Here is a 21,142-nt window from a genome sequence, read left to right on the forward strand (position 1 = left end):
GTTATCGGCGTGGCAGAGGCCGGCGTTCTCGCCCTTGATGGCGGTCGGTTGCTTAAACGCGATGCCGATACCTTCCGTAACCGCAATCGCATCGTCTGGAACGGCGTGATGTTCGTGACCGTGGTGCTCAACCAGTTTGGCGAAATGGTCAATGAACCGATGATCACCGCCCCCAGCCTGTTTGACGAGCCCGGCGAAGAAACCCGTCTGGATCAATTTGCGGCCGAAATCGGCAATCGCATTGATCAGCTGAATGACGAAGAAGTCATGGATGATGCCACTGTGATCCTTGCCGTCCGTCAGGCCCTGCGCCGTCCGGTACGTCAACGTATGGGCAAACGCCCGTTGATTGAAGTGCATCTGGCGCGCGTGAAAGAGCAGGGGTGAGCCGCCAAGTAACGGGCATTCGACCAAAAGCGCAGTTGTCTTAAAGATGTTCACCATCCTAGATTGGCCCCAATCGGGCAGATGAAAGACGTAAGGAGAACACCATGATTGGACGGCTGAACCACGTTGCGATTGCCGTACCGGATCTTGAGGCCGGGATTGCGCAATATCGCGATGTTCTGGGCGCAAAGGTCTCAGAGCCGCAAGACGAGCCCGATCACGGCGTGACGGTTGTGTTTGTCGAACTGCCCAATACCAAGATCGAACTGCTCTATCCGTTGGGGGAAAACTCTCCGATCAAGGGTTTCCTTGAAAAGAATGCGTCGGGCGGTATTCATCATGTCTGCTACGAGGTCGATGACATTCTGGCCGCGCGTGACAAGCTGCAGGCAAGTGGCGCGCGCGTGCTGGGCGACGGTGAACCCAAGATTGGTGCCCATGGCAAGCCGGTCTTATTCCTTCATCCCAAGGATTTCAACGGAACCCTGGTCGAACTCGAACAGGTTTGATCTAAAGCGTTTTGCGAGATCCGCCGCACAACGTCCGGCCTTGCAAAACAGGTCGGGCGTTTCTATCGTCTTTTAAACATTCAGATGCTGCATCCAACCCGAAGGCACCCTTATGAACTGGTTTTCCGGACTTCTTGTTTACATCGTTATCTGGTGGCTGGTTCTGTTCATGGTGTTGCCGGTCGGCGTGAAGCGGGTCGAAAATGTTGAACCGGGCCATGACAGCGGCGCACCGGAAAAGCCGCATATGTGGAAAAAGATCCTCGCCACCAGTCTGATTTCGGCAATCCTGTGGGTGGTCGCATGGTTTGTCATCACCAGCGGCATGATCGCAGTTCGACCGCCGCAATAAGGCGCTTCACCCAATCCGGAAACATAAAACCCCGCAACATTTTGTGCGGGGTTTTGTCGTTTGGCGCGTCCTAAGCCCTGCAGAAAAATCATGGCTCGGCGCGTCGGATGGGGCAGGGGCAAAAAAAAAGCAAGATCACAAGGATCTTGCTAAGACGCTATTTTTATAGCTGTTTTCCCGTAATCTTTTTATACTTCCTCCTAAGACCTGGGCTTATGCACAGGTTTTATTTCGACGTCGCGCCTGCTTCTTGTATGCTTATTGGCAACAAAGCCTCCCGCAATATTATGAGCGGCTGCGATACGCCTTCCGGAACGATCTTGCGCCGTTAGCGGACGACTAAAAAGCCACATGTTTCATTTTTATGCAAGATGTTTTGACCAAACTTCACAAATGAATCGTTGCTGCACTGCACACAGATAGGACGAAACTAAATCATGCCCCAGTTTTCATTGGTCCAATCTATTTCAAACGCCGGATTTGGTCGTAAAATCAGACTATTGGCGCCTGTCGCCGCGGTGATGCTGATGGTGTCACCAATCATCGCGGCCAAGGCGCAGGACGAATCCCCATTCCCCTCCGCGACAGAACAAACGGATGGCGGTGCTGCGGATGATGCTGCAGCAACAAATGAGGCACCGGCACCAACGATCATTGTTACGCGTGCTGCCTGCAAGGAGTTGGTCACGCATGTGCCGGACGACGATGTGGCGTACAAGCCGGGTGTTGATGTGCGCGGGAATGCGGTTGCCCCGGCAGATTTGAATGGTGGCAGCAACATCTTGAAGTCGCTGCCCAAGGAAATCGAATTTCCGGTCACCATCGACTTCTTCAAATATTCCGGCATCACCGTGCCGGACGGGGTCAGCGGCGAACAGAATATCGGCAAGATCACCTATCGCAACGGGCGGGTTTATTTCAATGATCAGCCGCTTGGCGATGATGCCAACAACGCTGAACTGATTGATGCATGCCGCAAGGCGGGCTTTCGTTGATTGCCGTCGTTGTTTTGCCATCTTTGGCGCTTAACCAGCCATCGATGATATAAAGCAAGTTCCGGCTTGCGTTTCGGGCGGCTCTGTCGCATTTTCCGGGCAAGGTTATTACAGACCCAAATATTCAGATCTGATCATCACGAGGCATTGATGCGTCTTTCCCAGTTCTTTCTGCCGACCCTGAAGGAAACCCCTTCGGAAGCCCAGATTGCGTCCCATCGTCTGATGCTCCGCGCCGGTATGGTGCGTCAGCTGACCGCAGGGATCTATTCCTGGCTGCCACTCGGCCACCGTGTTCTTAAAAAGATCGAACAGATCGTTCGCGAAGAACAGGACAAGATCGGCTTTAACGAGCTTCTGATGCCAACCATTCAGCCGGCCGAGCTGTGGCAGGAAAGTGGTCGTTATGATGATTACGGTCTTGAGATGCTGCGCATCACCGACCGTCATGATCGCAAGATGCTGTTTGGTCCGACCAACGAAGAAGCGATCACCGACATCTTCCGCAAGGATGTGCGCTCTTATAAACAGCTGCCGCAGCTGCTCTATCATATCCAGTGGAAATTCCGCGATGAAATCCGCCCGCGCTTTGGCGTGATGCGGGGTCGCGAATTCTACATGAAAGACGCTTATTCGTTCGATATCGATTACGAAAGCGCGCGTCACACCTATAACAAGATCTTCCTGGCTTATTGCCGGACCTTCACCCGTTTGGGCGTCAAGGCGATCCCGATGGTGGCCGATACCGGCCCGATCGGTGGTGATCTTAGCCACGAATTCATCATTCTGGCCGATACCGGCGAAAGTGAAGTCTTCTGCGACAAGAAGTGGCTCGACAAGGACCTGACCGGCAAGGGTGTTGATCTCAATGATCGTACCGGCCTTGAAAACTGGGTGCAGGGCACGCTTGAAGATTACGCCGCGACCGAAGAAATGCACGATGCCAGCAACGAGGCCGTAACGGCCCTTGGTGATGATCTTGTCACCACGCGCGGCATCGAAGTTGGTCACATCTTCCACTTTGGTACCAAATATTCCGAACCGATGGGCGCAACCGTCCTTGGCCCGGATGGCACCGAAGTTCCGGTTCAGATGGGCTCGTACGGCATTGGCGTGTCGCGCCTTGTCGGTGCATTGATCGAGGCATCCCACGACGAAAACGGCATTATCTGGCCGGAATCTGTCGCGCCGTACAAGGTTGGCCTGATCAATCTGCGTACCGGTGACGATGAATGCGATGCGGCCTGTGAAGATGCCTATGCCAAACTGACCAATGCCGGGATCGAGGTCCTTTATGATGACCGCGATATCCGCGCCGGTGGCAAGTTTGCCGATATGGATCTGATCGGTCTGCCCTGGCAGATCGTCATTGGCCCCAAAGGCCTCAAGAACGGTGTTGTTGAACTCAAGAACCGCAAATCGGGTGAGAAAACCGAAGTCACCTTTGAAGCGGCGCTTAATCAGCTCAGCGCCTGATAAAATATGCTTTCAGACGGGGCAGCTTGTGCTGCCCCGTTGCCATTTTCGGTTTGAACGCTAAGTTCTTTGTTCATACCTTTTTCCTGACCCGCTTCCACAAGGATCGATTGCCCATGTTCAGTCCGTTCGAACGTATGGTGGCCTTTCGCTACCTGCGTCCACGTCGGCAGGAAGGCTTTGTTTCCGTCATCGCCATCTTCTCTTTGCTCGGCATCATGTTGGGTGTTGCGACACTCATCATTGTCATGTCGGTGATGAATGGTTTCAGGGCGGAACTGCTTGGCCGAATTCTCGGGCTGAACGGCCATATCTCGGTCTATGCACAGGGAAATGGCGGCCTTGGTGACTACACCAAGATCGAAGACGAGATTGCCAAAAACGGCAATGTGGTTCTGACCGTACCCGTGGTCGAAGGGCAGGTGATGGCATCGAAAAATGGCCGCGCGTCCGGTGCCATTGTGCGCGGCATGCGCCCCGAAGATGTCAAGAAACGCAAAACCATCGCTGACAATATCGTTTTCGGATCCTTGGATGATTTCAAGGGTGAAGACACCGTGATCATGGGCGCGCGTCTGGCCATGAAGCTTGGCGTGGGCGTTGGCGATACAGTCAACCTGATCTCGCCAAAGGGCAATGTCACTGCATTCGGTTCCGTGCCGCGTGTGCGTGGTTATACCGTTGCCGGGCTGTTTGATATTGGCATGTATGAATATGACAGCGGCTTTATCTTCATGCCGCTGGAGGCCGCGCAGGTCTATTTCCGCTTGCCGGAGAAAATCACCCATTTTGAAGTGATGCTTGAAGATATCGGCGCACTTGATGACACGATGGAGGAATTGCTGACAAGCTTGTCCGGGCAGTCGTTGCGTCTGGTCAATTGGCAGCAATCCAATGCCGGGTTCTTTAATGCGCTTCAGGTCGAACGCAATGTGATGTTCCTGATCCTGACCCTGATCATCCTTGTTGCCGCCTTTAACATCATTTCGGGCATGGTTATGCTGGTAAAGGACAAGGGGCGTGATATCGCCATCCTGCGCACCATGGGTGCCACCCGCCAGTCGATCATGAAGGTGTTCTTCCTCGCTGGTGCCTCCATCGGTGTGCTGGGCACGATTTCGGGCCTCGTCATTGGGGTTCTGTTCTGCCTGAACATCGAAAATATCCGTCAGTTTATTCAACGCCTGACCGGGACCGACCTTTTCAATGCCGAGATTTACTTCCTGTCGCAGCTTCCTGCCGACATGGATGTCAGCGAGGTCGTTATGGTTTGCATCATGTCGCTGACATTGTCCTTCCTTGCCACGGTATATCCGGCATGGCGGGCATCGCGCCTCGATCCGGTGGAGGCCCTGCGCTATGAGTGATCTGTTGAAAACAACCGCTGAAGAGCGCGCGCGCAAAGTCGTGCTGCGCCTTGAAAAGATTGACCGCATTTTCAATCAGGGCCCCGATCAGCTCGAAATTCTGAAATCGGTTGATCTCGAAATCCATCAGGGCGAAATCGTTGCCCTCGTCGGGCCGTCAGGTGCGGGTAAATCGACCTTGCTTCAGATTGCCGGTCTGTTGGAAAAGCCCGATGGCGGGCTGGTGTCCATCGGTGGCAAGCGCAGCACGGATTTGTCTGATCTGGCGCGCACTGAAATGCGCCGCAGCCACATCGGCTTTGTCTATCAGTACCATCATTTGCTGCCGGAATTTTCAGCCCTTGAAAATGTCGTCATGCCGCAAATGATCAAGGGCCTGAAACGGGCCGAGGCCGAAGAACGCGGGCTGGAATTGCTGCGTTGTCTTGGCCTTGAAAAACGTGCTGATCATCGCCCGGCGCGTCTGTCGGGCGGTGAACAGCAACGCGTGGCGATTGCCCGCGCGCTGGCCAACGTGCCTGATGTGCTGTTTGCCGATGAACCCACCGGCAACCTTGATCCGCAAACGGCCGAAACGGTATTTGGCATGTTGATGACACTGGTGCGTGAAACCGGCCTCGCGTCGCTGATTGCGACCCATAACCCGGAACTTGCGCGCCAGATGGATCGGGTGGTCACCCTGCGCGACGGTCATTTGATCGAACTCGATCCCGCTGATCTTCCCTAAGCGATCAAAATTCTTTAAGCTGGTTTTGCCGCGCCCGTGATGGGCGCGGCAGTCCTGCATTTTTCTTATATTTCAGAGGTCTGGCTCCGATGGAAAGTGGTTTCGTCCATCTTCGTGTACACACCAACTATTCGCTGGCCGAAGGTGCGATCACGACCAAGGAGCTTGCCAAACTCTGCGCTGCTGACGGCCAACCCGCCGTTGCGATGACCGATACCGACAACATGTTCGGCGCGCTTGATTTCGCCGGTGCGCTCAGCGGTGCCGGCATTCAACCGATCCTTGGCGTGCAGATGGGCGTGGAACGTTATGGCGATAAACCCGCTGTTGGCAAAATCGCCCGCGAACCGATGCCAGACCGCCTTGTTCTGATTGCCCAGAACAAGGAAGGCTATTTCAACCTGCTGAAAATCGTTTCGCGCGCCCACATGACGTCCGAGGCCGGCAGCGAGCCAAAGGCCCTTTACGAACATATCCGCAAATATGCCGACCACATCATCTGCCTGACCGGTGGCCCGACCGGGCCACTTGCGCGTTTGCTGGGCGAAGAACAGCTCGACAAGGCCGAAAGCTGCTTGTCCGAGCTTAAGGACATTTTTGGTGACCGCCTTTACATCGAATTGCAGCGCCATGGCGAACCGCTTGAAGAGCAGGTCGAACCCGGCCTGATCAAGCTGGCCTATGATCATGATGTGCCGCTGGTCGCGACCAATAACTGCTATTTCCCGACGGTCGATATGTACGAAGCCCATGACGTGTTTATTTGCGTCGGGCAGGGGGCGGTTGTTGGTCAGGAAGATCGTTGGAAACTGACCCCCGATCACCGCTTCAAGTCGGCAGCCGAAATGCGCGATCTGTTCGCCGATATTCCCGAGGCCTGCGACAATACCCTCGCCATTGCAAAGCGTTGCTCCTGGCACGTGGAAAAGATCGATCCGATCCTGCCGCCCTTTGATTGCGGCGAAGGCCGCACAGAGGTCGATGAACTCCGCCACATGTCTGAAGAGGGCCTGAAAGGCCGTCTCGAAAAATACGTCTTCACCGATGAAATGTCGGATGCGGAAAAAGAAGAAATCGCCAAGCCTTACTGGGAACGCCTTGATTACGAACTTGGCATCATCAACCAGATGGGCTTCCCGGGCTACTTCCTGATCGTTGCCGACTTCATCCAGTGGGCCAAGGATCACGAAATTCCGGTCGGGCCGGGCCGTGGTTCGGGTGCGGGCTCGCTTGTGGCCTATGCACTTTTGATTACCGACCTTGATCCGCTGCGGTTTTCGCTTCTGTTCGAACGCTTCCTGAACCCGGAACGTGTGTCGATGCCTGACTTTGACGTCGACTTTTGTCAGGACCGGCGCGGCGAGGTGATCGAATACGTTCAGAAAAAATACGGCCACGACCGCGTCGCACAGATCATCACCTTTGGTAAGTTGCAGGCAAAGGCCGCTGTGCGTGACGTCGGGCGTGTATTGTCGATCCCGTATGGCTATGTCGACAAGATCTGTAAAATGATCCCGGGCGATCCGGCCAAGCCGATCCCGCTGAAAGAAGCCATTGATATGGAACCGGACCTTCGCCGCATCGCGCGCGAGGACCCGGATATTGATCGCCTGCTGTCGATCGCCATGCAGATCGAAGGCCTTTATCGTAACTCATCGACCCACGCGGCAGGTGTGGTGATCGGTGACCGTGACCTTGATGAACTGGTTCCGATCTATCGCGATCCGCGTTCGGACATGCCGGTCACCCAGTTCAACATGAAGTATGTTGAAAATGCCGGACTGGTGAAGTTTGACTTCCTGGGTCTTAAGACCCTGACGGTGATTATCGAGGCCGTCAATTTGATGCGCCTTCGCAAAGACGTCCCGCAAGACTTTGATATCAGTGCAATTCCCCTTGATGATCGCCCGGCCTTCAAGCTCCTGTCAGCCGCCGAAACCGTCGGCGTGTTCCAGCTTGAATCCCAGGGCATGCAGGATGTCTTGCGCGGGCTAAAGCCTGATACACTCGAAGACATTATCGCTGTCGTGGCACTGTATCGTCCGGGTCCGATGGATAACATTCCGCATTACATCGCGCGTAAGCACGGTCAGGAAGAACCTGATTACATGCACCCGATGTTGCAGCCGATCCTCGAAGAAACCTATGGCATCATGATCTATCAGGAGCAAGTCATGGAACTTGCCCAGATCATGGCGGGCTATTCACTTGGCGGTGCTGACCTGTTGCGTCGTGCAATGGGTAAGAAGATCGCCGAGGAAATGGAAAAACAGCGCAGCCTGTTTGTCGATGGCGCGGAAAAGAACGGCGTTGATCGCGGGCAGGCGTCTGACATCTTTGATCAGGTCGCCAAATTCGCATCCTACGGCTTTAACAAATCCCACGCGGCGGCATATGCGCTGGTGGCTTATCAGACGGCATATCTTAAGGCGAACTACCCGGTCGAGTTCATGGCCGCCTTGATGACGCTTGATATGCACAACACCGAAAAGCTGGCGATTTTCAAACAGGAAGTCGAACGGCTTGAAATCGAAATCCTGCCGCCTTGCGTGAATAACTCCCAAGTCGCGTTTTCGGTTGAAAACCACGATGGCGTGCGCAAGATCCGTTATGCACTGGCCGCAGTTCGAAATGTCGGCGATGCCGCAATGGAAAGCCTGGTCGCCGAACGTGAAGCCAACGGACCGTTCAAGGACATCACCGATTTCGCATCGCGCATCGACAGCCGCGCGGTCAATAAACGCCTGCTTGAAAACCTTGTACGGGCAGGGGCGCTGGATTGCCTTGCGTCCAACCGCAAGGTCATGTTTGAAAATGTCGATAAGGTCATCGCCGTTGCCCAGCGCGAGATGCATGCCCGCAACGACGATCAGATTTCGATGTTTGGTGACAGCAGTGGCTTTGGCAAGGATCAGATCCGTCTGCCTGATGAACGCGACTGGGTCCCGATGGAAAAACTGACCGAGGAATTCTCGGCCATTGGGTTCTATTTGTCAGCCCATCCGCTTGATACATTTGGCAAAAGCATCCAGCGCATCGGCATCGCCCCGATCAAGGAATTGCCGGCCCGCATGCGTGCATCAAACAAGGGTACCATCCGTCTGGCCGGAACCCTGATCAACGCACGCGAAATGATCTCGAAAAAGAACGGCTCGAAATTCGCCTTTGTCATGTTCTCGGACCCGACCGGCAGTTTCGAAGTCGCCTTCTGGGCCGAGGCATGGGCGGCATACAAGGAAATCATCAATGCCGGACGCCCGGTTTTGCTCAACGTTTCTGCTGAAATGCGCGAAGGCCAACTGCGCATTCAGGGCCAGCGCGTCGAAGACCTCGAACAGGCGGTCGCCGGTGCCGCCGAAGGCATTCGCATTCGTCTGAACCGTCCTGACCCCGTCGCGGAAATCCGTCAGTTGCTTGAACAGGCGGGCCGGGGGCGTGGTCTTGTCAGTCTGTCAACGGTCTGTGATGACGGTCGCATGGCCGAGATCGAGCTTGAAGAAAACTACAAGGTGGGGCCATCCTTGATCGGTGCAATTGGCGCGATTCCCGGTGTGGAATTTGCCGAGGAAATCTAGGGGCCAAGGCAAACAGTTCTTCAAAGCAAAACAGCCCGCCGCCGTGTATTTGGCGCCGGGCTGTTTTTGCTTGTTTGATGCTCAGGCGAGCACGACTTTCTGGCCGGTGCGGGCCAACCCGGCTAAAAGTCCAAGCACAGCAAAGGAAAGCACCGCATATGTAGGCCCAAACGTATCCATGATCAGCCCGAAAATCGGCGCACCGGCGGTCTGACCGACCGCAATCATCAGGAAGCCGATCATCAACCCTGTGGCAGGACGGTCGGGCAGGGCATTGACACCCCAAATCAGATACACCCCGGTCAAAAGAACGTAAGCCCCGCCAAACAGTGCACCACCGATAAATGTGATGGGGACACTGGTTCCCTCAAATCCGACGGCAAACATACCGACCGACATCAGCCCCAAAAATAACCAGTGTGTGCGACCTAGGCCAAAGCGCGCAACAAGGTTGCCCGAAAACGCCCCGGCGATGCCCGCCGATCCGATGGCAATCCACAGAATGCCAACATCACTGTTCTGCCAGCCAAGCCTGAAGGTCGCAAGTTTTCCGCCAAAAGACCAAAGCGCCGTGCTTGCAGCCCCCATCAGAAAGGCTGCAATGATCAAACGCCAGATATTCCCATCAAGTTGGGGCCATCGATGATGCTGACGCGGTTTCGTTTGTGTGGCTGGAAGGCTAAAGCCGGCGATCAATGCCATCACAACGGCGACAAAGGCAAACCCGGCAAAGGCCAAACGCCATTCCCCTGTCATCAGAAGTGCAATAGGGCCAGATAGGGCAACACCCACGCTGGTTCCGGCATTGATTGTTGCGTTTGTTTTATTCTGTTGATTTTTCTGTACTGCGGCTGCAACAGCGGCGGCCATAGGGGGGGATGCCAGACCCGTACTTGATCCGGCAATCAATACCGCCGACGCCAGCCAGATGGCATTTGGGGCTGTGGCAATTCCAATCATGCCAATGGCGGCGACCAAAGATGCGCCAACGGCGACAAGGCGCGCTCCAATCCGCTCTGTCAGAACGGCTGACGCAATAATCGCAATGCAATAGCCCAGAAAAGATCCACCTGAAATCACCCCGGAAACAGTCGCGCCTAATGATAGCTGCTGGTCAATGTCGGGCAAAAACAACCCAAACGCAAACCGTGCAAAGCCATAACAAACCGCGATCAGGCCAAACCCGGTTGCACCAATGCTGAATGCTTTTGTCATTTTATGGCCTGCGCAATCAGTGCCGATGCAGCTTTATGTGCGGATTTGAAGGCTTCTGCACCGCGATAAATGGCGGCCGCCGTGCTGCCCTCGATCAGGATAAGGATTTGCTCTGTCAGCAGCTCAAGGTTTGGATCATTGGCACTAAACTCGGTTTTCAGGATCCCTGCTATTTGCGCATGGAAGGCCGCCTTATGTGCCATCACGGTTTTGGCAATTTCGGGCGTCTCACCGCCGGTTTCACCATATGCACGCAGGAACAGGCAGCCGCGCGTCCCCTCGGTCTCCGCCCAGCTTTGCAGTGCCTCAAACAGATCATCAATGCTTTTAACGTCAATGATTTGCAAGAAACGCCGGTCGCGCTCCATAAGAACCGCTTGGATCAGCCCGTTTTTGTCACCGGCATGCTTATAAAGAGTCCGGCTCGACATTTCGGCGGCCTTGGTCAGCTGATCCATGCTGGTGGCCATAAAGCCATGTTGATCAAACAGCTGTTCTGCGGATGTAAGAAGTTTGGTTTTCATGTTCATGCGCACAGATGTAAAACGATCGTTTTACATCTGTCAAAGGTTTTTGTCCTTTGGTCATGTTTTGTTATGTTATCGGCTGTTGGTCCGAAGGTGCAGAGAGCAGCGCTTTTTGGGCTTGCATTCTGTTTCCGGGGGGGCTAAAAGCCGCCTCGAACATCGCACGCGGAAGAGCGGCGACTGCCGTCAAATGGCAACTCGTCCATCCGGTGTTTCATACATGGTGTATGGAATTCCCTTCCGCGGAGGTATTAACCGGAAAAAGGTAGGAATTATCATGGCTTTGCCAACCTTTACCATGCGCCAGCTCATGGAAGCTGGTGTCCACTTTGGTCACCACACCCGCCGTTGGAACCCGAAGATGAAACCCTACATCTTTGGTGCCCGCAACGACATCCACATCCTGAACCTGCAGGAAACCGTTCCGATGCTGCATCGCGCGATGCAGGCTGTTCGTGACGTAACCGCTTCGGGTGGTCGTGTTCTCTTCGTCGGTACCAAGCGTCAGGCTTCACCGATCATCGCAGACGCTGCAAAGCGTTGCGGCCAGTATTATGTGAACCATCGCTGGCTCGGCGGCATGCTGACCAACTGGAACACCGTTTCCAACTCGATCAAGCGCCTCAAAGAACAGGACGAAATCCTGAACGCTGGTGCAGAAGGTCTGACCAAAAAAGAAATCCTGAACCTGACCCGTTCGCGCGACAAGCTTGAGCGCGCTCTTGGCGGTATTAAGGACATGGGTGGTCTTCCGGACATTATTGTCGTGGTTGACACCAACAAAGAATCGCTTGCTATTCAGGATGCCAAAAACCTGAACATCCCGGTTGTTGCGATCCTCGACTCCAACTCTGATCCGGCAAACGTTCAGTTCCCGGTTCCGGGCAACGACGACGCGATCCGCGCAATCCAGCTGTATTGCGATCTGTTCGTTGGTTCCGTTCTGGACGGCATCCAGGAAGAAATGACTGCTTCTGGCGCAGACCTTGGCGAAGCGGAAGAAGTTCCGGCCGAGGCAGCTGCTGCTTCCGAAGCTGCAGAAGAAGCTTCCGCATAAGTTTCATTTTGTACCTGATGAAACGGCGGCTAGCATGCCGCCGTTTTGTTAGGTGTTAACCTGATCGCGTACTTAGGGGCTTTAAAAATGGCTATTACCGCTGCTCTCGTTAAAGAGCTTCGCGAAACCACCGGCGCTGGCATGATGGATTGCAAAAAAGCGCTGTCCGAAACCGATGGTAACCTTGAAGCAGCTGTTGACTGGCTTCGCACCAAAGGTCTTGCTGCTGCCGCCAAGAAAGCTGGCCGTGTTGCTGCCGAAGGTCTGGTTGCTGTTGCAGTTGACGGCACCAAAGGTGCAGTTGTCGAGCTGAACTCCGAGACCGACTTCGTTTCGCGTAACGAAGACTTCCAGAAATTTGTTGGCGAAATCGCAAATCAGGCGGTTGCTGCTAACGGCGATATTGATGCCCTCAAAGCTGCTGCTTATCCGGGTACCTCGCGTAACGTCGAAGAGCAGGTCACCCACATGATCGCCACCATCGGCGAAAACATGTCGCTGCGTCGCTCGGCTGGTCTGGCTGTCGACAAAGGTGTTGTTGCTTCTTACGTTCACTCCGCTGTTGCCACTGATCTGGGTAAGATCGGTGTTCTGGTTGCGCTTGAATCCGAGGCAGACGCTGGCGTTCTCGAAGGCCTTGGCAAGCAGATCGCGATGCACATCGCTGCAACCAACCCGGCATCGGCAACCGTCGATGATCTTGATCCGGAACTGGTAGAGCGTGAAAAAGCTGTTCTGACCGAACAGGCCAAAGAATCCGGCCGTCCGGCAGAAATCATCGAAAAGATGATCGAAGGTCGTATCCGTAAATATTACGAGCAGGTTGTTCTGGTTGAACAGACCTTCGTGATTGACGGTGAAAACAAAGTCAAAACCGTGATTGAGAACGCTGCCAAAGAAGCTGGCAAGCCGATCACCCTTAAGGGCTTTGTTCGCTTCGAACTCGGTGAAGGCATCGAACGCGAAGAAAAAGACTTTGCTGCCGAAGTTGCTGAGCAGCTGAACAAATAAAACATCTGTTCGGAATGGTGCGTTTGCCACCATTTCGTGTATGATCCAGACCGGCGAGGTCGGCAGCGCATATCCGCCCTGTTACTCGCCGGTCTTTTTATATCTGAATTCTGCATTTCCCGCGTTCGGGCAATGCGTTACATCGGCATTTAAGAGGCAATCCGACATGGCAGAAAACGGCCCATTGAAGTTTCGTCGCGTCCTTTTGAAGCTCTCGGGCGAGGGGCTTTTGGGTAAACAGCAATACGGTATCGATCCAGAAACTGTTGACCGGATTGCCAGCGAAATCAAAGCCGTTCATGACATGGGTGCTGAAGTCTGCATGGTGATCGGCGGCGGGAACATCTTCCGCGGTGTCAAAGGTGCCTCGCAGGGCATGGAACGCGCAACCGCCGACTATATGGGCATGCTGGCCACCATCATGAACGCCCTTGCTGTTCAGAACGCGCTGGAACGCCATGGCGTTCAGACCCGCGTTCAGTCCGCCATCCCGATGTCTTCTGTCTGTGAGCCCTATGTGCGCCGCCGTGCGGTCCGTCACATGGAAAAGGGCCGGGTTGTAATCTTTGCTGCCGGCACCGGCAACCCGTTCTTCACCACCGATACTGCTGCTGCCTTGCGCGCGGTTGAAATGGGCTGTGATGCGTTGCTCAAGGGTACTCAGGTTGACGGCGTTTACACTGCGGATCCGAAAACCGACCCGACGGCAGAACGCTATGACTCTCTGACCTATATGGAAGTTCTGTCCAAAGATTTGCGTGTTATGGACGCATCGGCTATTTCTTTGGCACGCGAAAATGATATTCCGGTTATTGTATTTTCTTTGCATAATCCGGGTGCCTTCGCAGACGTTGTTTCTGCGAAGGGGACGTTTACGATTATTTCGAATGGAGACTGAACGTGTCTGACGTTGCTGGCCTAAAAAAGGACCTGTCCCGCCGTATGGAAGGGGCTGTGGAAGTATTGCACAAGGAGTTCACCGGTCTGCGTACCGGGCGCGCCAGTGTGAGCCTTCTGGAACCGGTCATGGTTGAAGCCTATGGCGTTCCGACCCCGCTTAATCAGGTGGCATCGGTCAGTGTTCCAGAATCCCGTATGCTTTCGGTTCAGGTTTGGGACAAGTCGATGGTCAAGGCCGTCGAAAAAGCCATCCGTGATTCGGGCCTTGGCCTGAACCCGGCTGCTGATGGCACGCTTGTCCGCGTTCCGATCCCGGCACTTAACGAAGAACGTCGTACCGAACTTTCCAAGGTTGCCGGCAAATATGCCGAGCAGGCCAAGATTTCGGTTCGTAACGTCCGTCGCGATGGCATGGATCAGCTGAAAAAATGGGAAAAGGACGGTGACATCTCGAAGGACGAGATGCACGACGAAGAAAAAGAAGTCCAGAAGCTGACCGACAAGGTCATCGGCGAGATCGACGAAGCACTCGCCCATAAAGAACAGGAAATCATGCAAGTCTGATTATGGCTGTGCTTTCTTCGCAAACTCAACCTTCAGATGCGCTTTGTGTGCCGCGTCATGTTGCCATCATCATGGATGGCAACGGGCGCTGGGCGCGCGGACGTGGCCGACCGCGGACGATGGGGCATCGCGCCGGTGTTGACGCCGTCCGTCGTACCATCGAAGCCGCAGGCGAACTTGGTATCGAGTATCTGACGCTTTATGGTTTCTCGACCGAGAACTGGAAGCGTCCGGAAAGCGAAGTCAGCGATCTGATGGGGTTGCTGCGCCTGTTCGTGAAGCGCGAATTATCCACTTTGCACAAAAATGGTATCAAAATTCGCATTATCGGCGATCGTTCGCGTTTTGCTGACGATATCCGTGAACTTCTGGCAAAGGCCGAAGATCAAACACGCGACAACACGCGCCTGAACCTGACCATCGCACTGAGCTATGGCGCGCGTGCTGAAATCACGCAGGCTGTGCGCGATATTGCCGCCAAGGTTGCCGCAGGCGAACTGTCCGCCGACGAGATTACCGAAGACCTGATCGAACAAAACTTGTCGACAGCCGGTATTCCGGACCCGGATCTTCTGATCCGAACCAGCGGCGAACAGCGGATCAGCAACTTCTTGCTCTGGCAGTCGGCCTATACTGAATTCGTCTTTGAAGATGTGCTTTGGCCGGACTTTGATCGCAGCCACCTTGAAAAAGCTATCGATAATTTTGCCGGGCGGGAGCGGCGTTTTGGTGCCGTCATCTGAGACACAAGATCAAAAAGATACCAATTCCGGCCTGATACCACGCGTTCTTTCCGCGATGGTTATGGCGCCTGTGGCTGTTGCGGCGGTCTGGTTCGGATCTCCCTATTTTGACATATTACTGTTTGTGTTTTCTGCAGGCATGATGTGGGAATGGTCGCGGATGTGCGCCCCGAACCACCATAACGGCATATCGGTTGTTACCGCCGTTGCGCTTGCGGTCGCGATGATAATGTATGTTGCTGGTCAGGAAGAATATATTGTCATGCCGATTGCCATCGGTGTGATTATTGCTGCGGCCCGTTCGGGCGCAAACTGGTTGCTTGCCGGGTTTGGCGTTTTGTACATCTCGGTTGCTGCACTGTCAGCGCTCTGGCTGCGCACCCAGGATGGCGACGGTCTTCTGATCATTATGTGGCTGTTCTTCCTTGTCTGGGCCACCGACACAGGCGGTTATGCCTTTGGCAAGACCATTGGCGGCCCAAAACTCGCACCACGCTTCAGCCCGAAGAAAACATGGGCGGGGTTGATCGGTGGCATGTTCTGTGCCGGTTTGATCGGTGGATTGGTCACCTATTTCAGTTCCGATGCGATCAATTGGGCGATTGTCGCTGTCAGTATGGTTATGGCGATCGTTGCCCAAATCGGTGATCTTGGTGAATCCGCACTCAAACGTCGTTTCAAGGTCAAGGACAGCAGTCATCTGATCCCGGGCCACGGCGGATTGCTTGATCGTGCTGACGGGATGTTGTCGGTGTTTCCTGTGGCCTTTGCTATTATCTGTTTCGCAGGGCTTTCTCTGCGTTAAGGCGGCCAATCCTCGGGCTGCTGTCTTTACAGGTGTTTGATGACTTTGAAGAAATCCGTCAGTGTCTTTGGTGTTACCGGTTCCATCGGGGCCAGCACCGTTGATGTTTTGAAGTCCCACACTGACAAATATGTTGTCGAAGCTGTAACGGCGCATCGCAATGTCGATGCATTGGCCAAGGCCGCCATCGAACTTGGCACCAAATGCGCTGTGATCGGCGATCCTGCCTGTTTTGCGGACCTTCGCGATGCTCTGGCGGGGAAGGGGATTGAAATCGCCGCCGGTGAAGACGCACTGATCGAGGCTGCTGAACGTCCCTCTGACATCGTGATTGCCGCAATCGTTGGGGCAGCTGGCCTTAAACCGACGCTGGCGGCCATTCGCCGCGGTGCGCGCATCGGACTTGCCAATAAGGAAACACTGGTCTGTGCCGGCGCCCTGATGACGGCGGAAATTTCCAGGCATGGTGCGACCCTGATCCCGGTTGATTCCGAACATAGTGCAATTTTCCAGGTTCTCGAGGATCGCGAAGAAACGCGCATTGACCGCATCCTTTTAACCGCATCGGGCGGTCCGTTCCGGGAATGGTCTTTAAAGGATATGCAATCTGTCACCCGGGTACAGGCTTTGGCACATCCGAACTGGGAAATGGGCGCAAAGATTTCTATCGATTCTGCGACCATGATGAACAAAGGGTTGGAGCTGATAGAGGCTTGGCACCTGTTCCCGGTGGCCGAGGAACAGATTGAAATTGTTGTGCATCCGCAGTCAGTTGTTCACAGCATGGTGGAATATCCTGATGGTTCTGTGCTCGCACAGCTGGGATCTCCGGATATGCGTACTCCAATTGCTTATGCGCTTTCATGGCCGGATCGGATCAAAGTGGACGCACCGCGTCTTGATTTTGCCACGATCGGGCGTTTGAACTTCGAGGCGCCGGATACAAATCGTTTCCCGGCTCTTCGTCTGGCACGACAGGCCTTGCAGGAAGGTGGCACGCTGCCTACTGTTCTGAACGCTGCCAACGAAGTCGCCGTCGAAGCGTTCCTTAACGACAGAATCGGTTTCCTTGATATCGCCGGGACTGTCGAAAAGGTCATGACAAGGCTTGGAAGCGAACCGCTGACCAGCCTTGAACAGGTATTTGAAACAGATGCAATGGTGCGCCGGGAAACCTCGGCCCATCTTGTGTCGGCTTCTTAGATTGAAACTGCCGGTTTCACCGGCTTAGGGAATTCTTGATGGAAACCTTACTTGCTTTTCTTTTTGTGCTCTCGGTACTCGTGTTTGTTCACGAATATGGTCACTACTGGGTGGCAATCAAAAATGGCGTGAAGGTCGAAGCCTTTTCAATCGGATTTGGCCCCGAACTTTTCGGGTGGCAGGATAAAAAAGGCACGCGCTGGAAAGTCAGCCTTATCCCGCTTGGCGGTTACGTCAAAATGTTTGGCGATATGAACCCTGCCAGTGCCGGTGGTCGCGATGACCTTGACGCCGAAGAAGCAAAATATGCCTTCCATCACAAAGGGGTTGCCGCGCGCGCGGCCATCGTTTTTGCCGGACCTTTGGCCAACTTCATCTTTGCCATCATCGTCTTTACCTTCCTGTTTGCCGCTGTCGGACAACAGCGTGCCTTGCCGGTTGTTGGCGACGTTCTTGAAAACAGCCCGGCATCTGTTGCTGGCCTGATGACTGATGACCGCATCACGGCGATCAACGGTCAGTCGGTTGAATGGTTTTCTGAGCTTTCTGACATTGTGCGCGCAAATCCCGGGCAACCGATTTCCGTCACGGTCCAACGCGACAGCGAAATCGTTGATCTTGCCGTAACGCCCGAAGCCGTCGAAGTCGACGAGGGTGGTATGACTGCGACGGTCGGACGCCTTGGCATCACCGCTGGTGACTTTGAGACGAGCCGCACCGGGGTTGTGGAATCGGTCGGTCGCGCATTTGAGACGACCTATTCATTGACCACGCAGACCTTCTCGGCACTCGGTGAAATGATCAGTGGTGATCGCGACAGTTCTGAACTGGGCGGGCCGATCCGGATCGCGCAAATGTCAGGACAGGTGGCCGAAGGGGGCATCGCACCGCTTCTGTTCTTTATGGGCTATCTTTCCATCAGCCTTGGGTTGATCAACCTGATGCCTGTTCCGGTCCTGGATGGTGGTCATCTTGTGTTCTACGCGATTGAGGCAATTCGCGGTAAGCCATTGGGGGCAAAAGCACAAGAATATGGTTTCCGTATCGGCGCGGGTTTGGTATTCAGCTTAATAATTTTCGCAACGTGGAACGATTTGACGCAATTGGGTGTCTTTAGTTTCCTCAAAGGACTTGCTGGCTAATGCATGACAGCAACAGGGGGGTTAACTTGCTGCGTAAGGTAAAAGCGGCCGTTGTCATTACGGCCTTGCTTGGCGGAACGGCGCCATTGATTGTTCCTGTGGCCGTGCATGCCCAATCGGGTCTGATTCGCGATATTGAAGTCGAAGGCAATAATCGTATCGAAACGGCAACGGTGAATGCATACCTCACCGTTGCACCTGGCGATTCCTACGACATCCAGAAAATCAACAGTTCGCTCAAGGCGCTTTTCTCAACCGGCCTGTTTGCTGACGTATCCTTCTCGTTCAATCAGGGAATTTTGCGGGTAAATGTCGTTGAAAACCCGATCATCAACCGCATTGCGTTTGAAGGAAACCAGCGCCTTAAAGACGATACCCTGAGTGCCGAATTGCAGTTGCGCCCGCGCGTTGTTTACACCCGCACCAAGGTGCAGGCCGACGTTCAGCGTATCCTCGAGCTCTATCGCCGCAGTGGACGTTTCGCCGCAACGGTTGAGCCCAAGGTCATCCAGCTTGACCAGAACCGTGTTGATCTCGCGTTCGAGATTGATGAAGGGGATGCCACCGGTATCCGCAAGATCAACTTTGTTGGTAACAAGGCCTTTGACGACGGCGAACTTTCCGATGTCATTCGCACGACCGAGAGTGCCTGGTGGAAAATCCTGACGGCCGACGATAACTACGATCCCGACCGCGTGACCTTTGACCGCGAGCTTCTGCGCCGGTTTTACCTGTCTGCTGGCTATGCCGATTTTCAGGTTTTGTCGTCGGTTGCCGAGCTGACACCTGATCGATCTGACTTCTTTGTCACCTACACGGTGAGCGAAGGGCAGCGCTATCAGTTTGGCGAGATCAATGTCGTCTCACAGATTGACAAGATCGATCCGGAAACCCTGATGCCGCTGATCGAAATTGAAAGCGGTGAATGGTACAACGCAAACCTCGTGGACGATGCGGTTGATGCTTTGACCGACAGTGTCGGGGATCAGGGCTATGCCTTCATTGATATTCGCCCGAACGTGCAGCGCAACCGCGAAACCGGCACCATTGATATTACCTTCAATATTGCCGAAGGGCCCAAGGTCTTTGTCGAACGTATCAACGTTGTCGGCAACGTTCGCACCCTCGATGAGGTCATCCGTCGCGAATTTCGTCTGGTAGAGGGCGACGCGTTCAGCAGCTCCAAGATGCAGCGTTCCAAACAACGCATCGAAAACCTCAACTTCTTCAAATCGGTGGATGTCAAAACCCTGCCGGGCGCTACGCCTGATCAGACCGTGATTGAGGTCGATGTCGAAGAAAAATCCACTGGTGAATTCTCCATCGGTGCGGGCTATGGAACCGATGACGGCGCGTTTGGTCAGCTAGGCATTCGGGAACGCAACCTGCTCGGCAAAGGACAGGATCTGCGCCTGAACTTCACGCTAGGTTCTTCTGATCAGCAGATCGATCTTTCCTTTACGGAGCCCTATTTCCTCGATCGTGAAATTGCGGCAGGGTTTGACGTCTACCGCCGCGAAGAAGATAACCAGGATGAAAGCTCTTATGATGAAGAGCAGACCGGTGGTCGTCTCCGTGCCGGCTTCCGCTACAGCGAGGAACTTTCGCATTCCTTCCGCTATACCCTGGAGCAAAACAGCTATTCCAACATTAACCGCAATAGTGCGTCACGCCTTCTTTTGGCTGAAGAGACCGAGTTCGTTGAGTCGGCCATTGGTCATACTCTGACCTATGATGAACGTGACAGCTCGATTTCGCCGACAGAGGGTTATTTTGCTCGTCTGTCAAATGATTTGGCGGGGCTTGGCGGGGATGAGCAATATTTGCGGTCACGTGTTGAGGGTGGCTATTACTACCCGCTGGATCGTGAGCATGAGTGGGTACTCTCGACCCGTGGTTCTACCGGCTACATTTTCGGCTTCGACGATGATACCCGCATTTCTCAACGCTTTTCTGTCGGTGGTTCAAACCTGCGTGGTTTCGAAGCTGCCGGTGTCGGCCCGCGTGATATCGCGACCGGGGATGCTTTGGGTTCCAAACTGTACTACACTGGAACCGTTCAGTTGGACTTCCCGCTCGGGCTGCCGTCTGAGTTTGCTTTGACCGGTCGCGTGTTTAGTGATTTCGGCTCGGGGCAGGAAGTGGACGGTGCCCGTCCGGGCGAAATCTACGATACAGGCTCGCTTAGAAGCTCTGTCGGTTTTGGTGTAGGTTGGGAATCACCGTTTGGTCCGATTGGTGTGGACATCTCTCAGGCCGTCACAAAAGAAGATCACGACAAAGAGGAGTTGTTCCGACTTAACTTCGGAACGAGATTCTAAATGAAAATGATCAAATCGCTCCGTAATCTGCTGGTTTTTGCTGCCCTGATCGGTTTCACCGTTCAAAATTCTGGGGTGCAAGCGCAGGAACCGAACCCCGATCACATTGCATCTGTTATGATTGTCGATGTAGCCGGCATCATGCGCGAAGCATCCGCAATGCAGGACGCCCGCAAACAAATCCGCGATCGGCAGGTTGCCTATCAAAAGGAAATCGAAACCCGCGAACAGGGATTGCGCGAGGAAGAAAAACAACTCGCTCAGCA

Annotated in this window: 18 protein-coding genes and 2 pseudogenes; 18 read left to right on the forward strand and 2 right to left on the reverse strand. The window is 54.3% G+C overall.

Going from position 1 to position 21,142, the window contains the following annotated elements:
- The 8 genes and pseudogenes from B3Z49_RS10890 to dnaE form a co-directional block, all read left to right on the forward strand.
- Positions 1-387 (forward strand): annotated as a pseudogene (locus B3Z49_RS10890) (MBL fold metallo-hydrolase); the annotation flags it as partial.
- A 104-nt stretch (positions 388-491) separates the two neighbouring features.
- Positions 492-896: a methylmalonyl-CoA epimerase gene (gene mce, locus B3Z49_RS10895; RefSeq protein ID WP_044826779.1), complete on the forward strand. Its 405-nt coding sequence runs from the start codon at positions 492-494 to the stop codon at positions 894-896.
- Between the two features lie 112 nt (positions 897-1,008).
- Entirely contained in the window at positions 1,009-1,248 is a 240-nt protein-coding gene (locus B3Z49_RS10900; protein ID WP_296990778.1) for a DUF1467 family protein, read from the forward strand.
- Positions 1,249-1,685: 437 nt separating this feature from the next.
- Complete coding sequence (locus tag B3Z49_RS10905; RefSeq protein ID WP_296990780.1) at positions 1,686-2,243, forward strand: hypothetical protein; 558 nt, start codon at positions 1,686-1,688, stop codon at positions 2,241-2,243.
- A 150-nt stretch (positions 2,244-2,393) separates the two neighbouring features.
- The gene (gene proS / locus B3Z49_RS10910) at positions 2,394-3,719 is read left to right on the forward strand and encodes a proline--tRNA ligase (RefSeq protein WP_064781498.1); all 1,326 of its coding nucleotides are present in this window, start codon (positions 2,394-2,396) and stop codon (positions 3,717-3,719) included.
- A 116-nt stretch (positions 3,720-3,835) separates the two neighbouring features.
- Entirely contained in the window at positions 3,836-5,086 is a 1,251-nt protein-coding gene (locus B3Z49_RS10915; protein WP_296990781.1) for a lipoprotein-releasing ABC transporter permease subunit, read from the forward strand.
- Positions 5,079-5,813: an ABC transporter ATP-binding protein gene (locus B3Z49_RS10920; RefSeq protein ID WP_296990783.1), complete on the forward strand. Its 735-nt coding sequence runs from the start codon at positions 5,079-5,081 to the stop codon at positions 5,811-5,813. The genes B3Z49_RS10915 and B3Z49_RS10920 overlap by 8 nt, the downstream gene beginning before the upstream one ends.
- 89 nt (positions 5,814-5,902) lie before the next feature.
- Complete coding sequence (gene dnaE, locus B3Z49_RS10925) at positions 5,903-9,388, forward strand: DNA polymerase III subunit alpha (protein WP_296990785.1); 3,486 nt, start codon at positions 5,903-5,905, stop codon at positions 9,386-9,388.
- 81 nt (positions 9,389-9,469) lie between these two features.
- On the opposite strand, the gene B3Z49_RS10930 is transcribed toward dnaE, so the two are convergent.
- On the reverse strand, positions 9,470-10,603 hold the full coding sequence (locus B3Z49_RS10930; protein WP_296990787.1) for an MFS transporter: 1,134 nt from the start codon (positions 10,601-10,603) through the stop codon (positions 9,470-9,472).
- Positions 10,600-11,127 carry a TetR/AcrR family transcriptional regulator gene (locus B3Z49_RS10935; protein WP_296990788.1) on the reverse strand — a complete coding sequence of 176 codons (528 nt, stop codon included), beginning with the start codon at positions 11,125-11,127 and terminating at the stop codon, positions 10,600-10,602. The genes B3Z49_RS10930 and B3Z49_RS10935 overlap by 4 nt, the downstream gene beginning before the upstream one ends.
- A gap of 280 nt (positions 11,128-11,407) precedes the next feature.
- Between B3Z49_RS10935 and rpsB the strand changes: the two genes are divergently transcribed.
- The 10 genes and pseudogenes from rpsB to B3Z49_RS10985 form a co-directional block, all read left to right on the forward strand.
- On the forward strand, positions 11,408-12,187 hold the full coding sequence (gene rpsB, locus B3Z49_RS10940) for a 30S ribosomal protein S2 (RefSeq protein ID WP_008891206.1): 780 nt from the start codon (positions 11,408-11,410) through the stop codon (positions 12,185-12,187).
- A gap of 87 nt (positions 12,188-12,274) precedes the next feature.
- Positions 12,275-13,198: a translation elongation factor Ts gene (gene tsf, locus B3Z49_RS10945; protein WP_008891205.1), complete on the forward strand. Its 924-nt coding sequence runs from the start codon at positions 12,275-12,277 to the stop codon at positions 13,196-13,198.
- A 166-nt stretch (positions 13,199-13,364) separates the two neighbouring features.
- Entirely contained in the window at positions 13,365-14,096 is a 732-nt protein-coding gene (gene pyrH / locus B3Z49_RS10950) for a UMP kinase (RefSeq protein ID WP_040824079.1), read from the forward strand.
- A 2-nt stretch (positions 14,097-14,098) separates the two neighbouring features.
- Entirely contained in the window at positions 14,099-14,662 is a 564-nt protein-coding gene (frr, locus tag B3Z49_RS10955; RefSeq protein WP_008891203.1) for a ribosome recycling factor, read from the forward strand.
- Positions 14,663-14,664: 2 nt separating this feature from the next.
- Positions 14,665-15,405, forward strand: a complete 741-nt coding sequence (locus tag B3Z49_RS10960) for an isoprenyl transferase (protein ID WP_008891202.1) — start codon at positions 14,665-14,667, stop codon at positions 15,403-15,405.
- A gap of 61 nt (positions 15,406-15,466) precedes the next feature.
- Complete coding sequence (locus B3Z49_RS10965) at positions 15,467-16,210, forward strand: phosphatidate cytidylyltransferase (protein ID WP_414716253.1); 744 nt, start codon at positions 15,467-15,469, stop codon at positions 16,208-16,210.
- 39 nt (positions 16,211-16,249) lie between these two features.
- Positions 16,250-17,413, forward strand: coding sequence for a 1-deoxy-D-xylulose-5-phosphate reductoisomerase (locus B3Z49_RS10970; protein WP_296990790.1), 1,164 nt, complete (start codon positions 16,250-16,252; stop codon positions 17,411-17,413).
- A gap of 38 nt (positions 17,414-17,451) precedes the next feature.
- Positions 17,452-18,555, forward strand: coding sequence for an RIP metalloprotease RseP (gene rseP / locus B3Z49_RS10975; protein WP_296990793.1), 1,104 nt, complete (start codon positions 17,452-17,454; stop codon positions 18,553-18,555).
- Positions 18,556-18,581: 26 nt separating this feature from the next.
- A complete protein-coding gene (bamA, locus tag B3Z49_RS10980; RefSeq protein ID WP_349676378.1) occupies positions 18,582-20,876 on the forward strand; it encodes an outer membrane protein assembly factor BamA in 2,295 nt (764 codons plus the stop codon).
- Positions 20,877-21,142 (forward strand): annotated as a pseudogene (locus B3Z49_RS10985) (OmpH family outer membrane protein); the annotation flags it as partial.

Source organism: Thalassospira sp. UBA1131, assembly GCF_002311515.1.
Classification (GTDB): domain Bacteria; phylum Pseudomonadota; class Alphaproteobacteria; order Rhodospirillales; family Thalassospiraceae; genus Thalassospira.

Excerpts from the sequence above, each read along its gene's own strand:
- rseP (WP_296990793.1), top strand. The coding sequence starts at position 17,452 with ATGGAAACCTTACTTGCTTTTCTTTTTGTGCTCTCGGTACTCGTGTTT.
- proS (WP_064781498.1), top strand. The coding sequence starts at position 2,394 with ATGCGTCTTTCCCAGTTCTTTCTGCCGACCCTGAAGGAAACCCCTTCG.
- B3Z49_RS10915 (WP_296990781.1), top strand. The coding sequence starts at position 3,836 with ATGTTCAGTCCGTTCGAACGTATGGTGGCCTTTCGCTACCTGCGTCCA.
- B3Z49_RS10970 (WP_296990790.1), top strand. The coding sequence starts at position 16,250 with ATGACTTTGAAGAAATCCGTCAGTGTCTTTGGTGTTACCGGTTCCATC.
- B3Z49_RS10960 (WP_008891202.1), top strand. The coding sequence starts at position 14,665 with ATGGCTGTGCTTTCTTCGCAAACTCAACCTTCAGATGCGCTTTGTGTG.
- mce (WP_044826779.1), top strand. The coding sequence starts at position 492 with ATGATTGGACGGCTGAACCACGTTGCGATTGCCGTACCGGATCTTGAG.
- B3Z49_RS10930 (WP_296990787.1), bottom strand. The coding sequence starts at position 10,603 with ATGACAAAAGCATTCAGCATTGGTGCAACCGGGTTTGGCCTGATCGCG.
- dnaE (WP_296990785.1), top strand. The coding sequence starts at position 5,903 with ATGGAAAGTGGTTTCGTCCATCTTCGTGTACACACCAACTATTCGCTG.
- B3Z49_RS10900 (WP_296990778.1), top strand. The coding sequence starts at position 1,009 with ATGAACTGGTTTTCCGGACTTCTTGTTTACATCGTTATCTGGTGGCTG.
- B3Z49_RS10920 (WP_296990783.1), top strand. The coding sequence starts at position 5,079 with ATGAGTGATCTGTTGAAAACAACCGCTGAAGAGCGCGCGCGCAAAGTC.
- B3Z49_RS10935 (WP_296990788.1), bottom strand. The coding sequence starts at position 11,127 with ATGAAAACCAAACTTCTTACATCCGCAGAACAGCTGTTTGATCAACAT.
- B3Z49_RS10905 (WP_296990780.1), top strand. The coding sequence starts at position 1,686 with ATGCCCCAGTTTTCATTGGTCCAATCTATTTCAAACGCCGGATTTGGT.
- B3Z49_RS10965 (WP_414716253.1), top strand. The coding sequence starts at position 15,467 with ATGGCGCCTGTGGCTGTTGCGGCGGTCTGGTTCGGATCTCCCTATTTT.
- tsf (WP_008891205.1), top strand. The coding sequence starts at position 12,275 with ATGGCTATTACCGCTGCTCTCGTTAAAGAGCTTCGCGAAACCACCGGC.
- rpsB (WP_008891206.1), top strand. The coding sequence starts at position 11,408 with ATGGCTTTGCCAACCTTTACCATGCGCCAGCTCATGGAAGCTGGTGTC.
- pyrH (WP_040824079.1), top strand. The coding sequence starts at position 13,365 with ATGGCAGAAAACGGCCCATTGAAGTTTCGTCGCGTCCTTTTGAAGCTC.